The 3,922-nt window shown below is 72.7% G+C and carries 4 protein-coding genes and 1 pseudogene; 3 read left to right on the forward strand and 2 right to left on the reverse strand.

Translation table 11 applies throughout. The features are described 5' to 3' along the window. Window positions 1–581: class I SAM-dependent methyltransferase (locus ACTUAL_RS04745; protein ID WP_440899385.1), on the forward strand; the 581-nt coding region annotated here is incomplete at its 5' end. 375 nt (window positions 582–956) lie between these two features. Then, the gene (locus ACTUAL_RS04750) at window positions 957–1,388 is read left to right on the forward strand and encodes a TetR family transcriptional regulator C-terminal domain-containing protein (protein ID WP_440899386.1); all 432 of its coding nucleotides are present in this window, start codon (window positions 957–959) and stop codon (window positions 1,386–1,388) included. On the opposite strand, the gene ACTUAL_RS04755 is transcribed toward ACTUAL_RS04750, so the two are convergent. Both ACTUAL_RS04755 and ACTUAL_RS04760 read right to left on the reverse strand, forming a co-directional pair. After that, window positions 1,350–1,853, reverse strand: coding sequence for a hypothetical protein (locus tag ACTUAL_RS04755; RefSeq protein WP_440899387.1), 504 nt, complete (start codon window positions 1,851–1,853; stop codon window positions 1,350–1,352). The two genes, ACTUAL_RS04750 and ACTUAL_RS04755, sit on opposite strands and share 39 nt — an antisense overlap. 67 nt (window positions 1,854–1,920) lie before the next feature. Beyond that, window positions 1,921–2,151, reverse strand: a pseudogene (locus tag ACTUAL_RS04760) (TetR/AcrR family transcriptional regulator); the annotation flags it as partial. A 174-nt stretch (window positions 2,152–2,325) separates the two neighbouring features. On the opposite strand from ACTUAL_RS04760, the gene ACTUAL_RS04765 reads away from it, so the two are divergent. After that, window positions 2,326–3,922 (forward strand): AAA domain-containing protein (locus tag ACTUAL_RS04765; RefSeq protein ID WP_440899388.1); only part of this gene is annotated, 1,597 nt, incomplete at its 3' end.

Below are 3,922 nucleotides of genomic sequence, written 5' to 3' on the forward strand. Positions count from 1 at the left end.
TCGGCGTCGGGCGGCGGCGCGCGGCCGGGCTGGGGAACGTCCGGTTCGCGCAGGCGGACGTGACCGCGTGGCCGGGGCGCGACGGCGGGTACGACCTGGTGCAGTGCGCGTTCGGCGTGTTCTTCCTGCCGGACATGGACGACGCGGCGCGCGGGCTGGTCCGGCTGCTGCGGCCGGGCGGGCGGTTCGTGGTGGCGGTGTGGCGCTCCGGCGCGCTGGAGGAGTTCGGGGCGGCCTACCGGGACGTGGTGGCGCGGGTCGCGGACGGGCCCGGCGCGCGGGGGCAGGCGCCGCAGCGGTCGGAGGCGGGGCGGATCAACACCGAGGACTCGCTCGGGACCTGGCTGTGGTCGGTCGGGTGCGCCGACGTGCGGGTCCGGACGCGCGGACTGCGCGAGCCGGTGAGCGACGAGCTGGCGTGGAACCTGGTGCTGGGCAGCGGTTTCCGAAGCTCGCTGGACGACCTGGACGCGGCCGGGGTCGAGCGGGTCCGGGTGGGGCTGCTGGCGGAGCTGGCCGGGCGCGGGGTGAGGGAGGTCGACTTCTCCGCCGTGCTCGGGGTGGGGACGCGCGCCGACTGACCCGCGCCGCGGGCCTCATCCGGCCAGGTCCGACCGCTCCCCAGCGGCAGCACGTGCACGCGTTCCCCGGCGGCGCGGGGCGTCGAGCACCGCGCCGTTCACCGGGGGAACGCGGCGTCGACCGGGGCGAACCGGCGGGCCACCAGCCACCGGTGGCCGTGGAACGCGGCGCCTCCGCCGTGGCAGCCCCACTGCCTCTCGCCCTCCACGACCCGGTTCAGCCGCGGGTCGCCGAAGCTCGTCTACGGCCGGGACGGCGGTGACCAGGAACGGGCCCAGGTCGTGCTCGGACCAGGTGTCCGCGGTGCGCGGCGAGTCCGTGGTGACGCAGCTCGCGCCCGGCCAGCAAACCGTGGTGTTGTCCACGTCGTCACCGTGGTCGGGGCCGGGCGCAGGACCGGGGAGCGTCCTGGGGCGCGCCGCCGAGATCGCGCCTGGGAGGGGCTGGACGGGATGACCACCGGGCGGCTCGCCGAGGAGCTGGTGGTGGGCAGGTCCGGGGCGCACAAGCACTTCGACACCGAGGAGGCGCCCCAGATCTCCACCCTGGACAAGGCGTTCGCGGACTTCTGGCACCGGGTGGTCGAGCCCGCGCTGCGCGCCAACTCAGTGGGGCACCCGGCGGAACCGCTGCTGCCGGGCGGGTGCCTGGCGACGGCGGCGCTGAGCGTGTCCGACGGGCGACCGGGCACGGTGCGCGACGCGGTGGCCGAGGTGTGGTCGCGCAGGCGGGGGCGGCTGAGGACTGGGCTGCGTCGATCTGTGCGGTCATCGGGTTTCTCCTGCAGACGCGGTGGTCGGCGCTGAGGCGAGATCCCCGAGCCAGTCGCGCAACAGCGCGGCCTCGGAGGCCCACAAGGGCCCGACGGGCCCGTCGGGCAGGGCGTCGCGCAGCCGCGCGGCGGTGTCGGTCAGGCCGGGGCCGACCGGCGCGTCGGCGCAGGCGCGCACGGGCCCGAGCAGCGCGCCGGCCACGGCCTCGGGCACCACGACGACGGCCGGGTCGCCCAAGGGCGCGCCGGTGCGGATGAGGTGCAGCGCGACCCCGACGGCGGCGGCCTCGCGGGTGGAGGCGGCGACGTCGACGGGCAGCCGCAGCCGCCCGGTGTCGTGAAGGGCTTGGAGCATCGCGACGAGGTCGGCGCGCGCCCTGGCGGCGGCGTGCTCGGAGCTCGCGAGCGGGCGGCCGTACATGACGTTGCAGAGGGCTGGGTTGGCGGTGGCGAACCCGATGTGCCGGTCCCCCCTGCCGGAAGTCGGTGACCACGTCACCGGTGGGCGGCAGCGCGCGCTTGTCGGCGAGGTACCGCTCGAACCCGTCGACGACGACGGCGAGCAACAACCCGCCCTTGTCCCCGAAGTGGTGGTACAGCGCGGACGGCTTGACCCCGGCGGCCTCGCACACCTCACGCGTGGACACGCCCCCGCTGGTGGAGACGGCGAGGAGCGCGGCTGCAGCGTTCAGCAGGCGTGTTCGGGCGGAGAGCTCAGGGATGGACCCGACTAAACCGGTGCGCCCATTTCCGAATAAACCGCATTTCAGCGTTGACTCCAACACTCGGTGACGCACCGTTTTCGTTTCTCCACCTCAGTGAGAAAATTTTTCTCAAAAGTGTGAAAAATACCCCCGAATGGGGCGCTGACCTGCCAAGAAAACCTCAAGCAGACTGATTGGCTCGCCAGCGCTCTGCGAGCTCGGCACCCGTGCCGATCGCAGCGTTCGAAGGGGGAAGAGCAGGTGGCGATGGAAAACGACCACGCCCGGATCGCGCTCGTCCGGGCCAAGGCCGAGTCCTGGGCCGACGACCTGGTGGACTTTGGGCCGAACAACACACTCCTGCACTACCGCGACAGCAAGGCGTGGAGCCTCGACCTCGTGGGAGGCAGCCCTGAAGGCGTGGAACAGTTGCTGTCCGGGCGCAGGACCAGACTGGACTCGCTGGTGGACGGCGCGGCGCACGCGTCCGCCTGCCAGCGCGCACGCAACCTGCGGCGAAGGATGCTGACCTTCCAGGAGGAGCAGGGCATCGACCTGGGCAAGCTCGCCCACGGCCTGTTCCTGTTGGAACCGACGTCCACGAAGGGAACGGCCCCGGTCAAGCCCTTGCGGGCGCCCCTGGTCCTCCAGCCGCTCACGATCACGCCCCGCACCGCGGCGGAGACCGACTACGTCCTCCAACTGGTGGGCGCGCCCGAGGTCAACCCCGTGCTGCTGTACGCGCTCAACCGGCAGCACGGCGTCGACCTCGACGTCGAGCAGCTCACCGACCACCTGAACGACGTGCTCGCGGAGAACGAGGACCGCCGGGCGCACGCCGGACTCGTGCACGATGCGCTGAGCTCCCTGGTGACCAGGCACGGGCGCGCCGCCGAGTTCGAGGACCGGCTGTTCGCGAGCACGTTCAGCTTCGACAAGCTGCCCGTGGTGCGGGAGCTCAAGGAGTGCGCGGAGCTGCTCGCGGCCCACGACGTCATCGCCGCGGCGGCGGGGCACGAGCCCGCGAAGCGCCTGCTCCGCGACACGGCGGGCGGTCACCACCCGGTCGGGCCGGACGCGGTCGCCGTCCGGGACGAGTTCCTGGTGCTGGACGCGGACTCGTCCCAGCAGCACGCGGTCAACGCGGTGCTGGGCGGGCAGCACGTCGTGGTCCAGGGTCCTCCGGGGACCGGCAAGAGCCAGACGATCGCGAACATCGTCGCGGCGGCCTCGGCCAAGGGGTGGCGCGTCCTGTTCGTCGCGGAGAAGCGGGCCGCGATCGAGGCGGTCACCAGCCGCCTGGAGCAGGTCGACCTCGGGCACCTGGTGTTCGACCTGCACCAGCAGCGGCTGGACAAGCGGCAGATCGCCCAGCAGGTCTCCGAGTCGCTGGAGCGGGCGAGCAAGGAACCACCCGTGGACGACGAGGGCCTGCACAGGCGGTTGAGCGGGCAGCGCGACGACCTGCTCGAGCACGACAAGGCGCTGCACGAGCCGGTCGAGCCGTGGGGCGTCACGGCGTTCTCGCTCTACGAGCGGTTGCTGGCGCTGGGCCCGGAGAACGACAACCCGGTGCGCTTCCACAGGGCGGTGCTGCGGGCGCTGAGCGGTGAGGTGCTGGGGCAGGCCGAGGAAGCCCTGGTGCGCTTTGTGAACTCAGACGGCCTGCGCTTCCGCCGAGGTGATTCGGCCTGGTCGCACTCCCTGATCCGCACGGACGAGGAGATGGAGGACATGGTGGTGCAGCTGGACCAGCTGCACGCGAAGACCTGGCCGAAGGCGCAGGACCGGATGCACCGCCTCATCGGTCAGGTCGGTTTCCGCCGTCCCTCGGACCTGCCGGGTTGGGAGCAGGTCCTGCACC

It is taken from the genome of Actinosynnema sp. (assembly GCF_052038725.1).